The organism is Staphylococcus pasteuri, assembly GCF_030547725.1.
Taxonomy (GTDB): Bacteria; Bacillota; Bacilli; order Staphylococcales; family Staphylococcaceae; genus Staphylococcus; species Staphylococcus pasteuri.
Genome location: NZ_JAUOQO010000154.1, coordinates 1 through 317 on the forward strand (window position 1 = coordinate 1; position 317 = coordinate 317).

1 protein-coding gene is annotated in these 317 nt (G+C 42.9%); it reads left to right on the forward strand.

What is annotated here, in order from left to right:
- Positions 1 to 317 (forward strand): hypothetical protein (locus tag Q4528_RS13210; protein WP_303521952.1); only part of this gene is annotated, 317 nt, incomplete at both ends.

Genomic DNA, 317 nt, shown 5'->3' on the forward strand with positions numbered 1-317 from the left:
ATTTAGGAGGCCGTCACTTTAAGATCAGAGTACTTTCGTCAGGGAAAGAGGCTGACTTCTCTCTGTCAACCAAAGAAGACACAGAAGCCTTTAGAAACATTGTCAATAAATACAAACCCATTTGCGACAGCAACACACTTGAGAAATTCAAAAACCTAGACAAGCTTGGCGCCTTTGAATGTGAAACAAAAAATGGGGTGTTCTACAAAATTACACCTCTTGGCAACTCAGAAACGCCAGAGCTGGCATTTTTACCGCCTCACTGCTCAAGAGTTGAAGGCAAAAGCCTAACTGTCCTAATACACACAGCAAGCCAC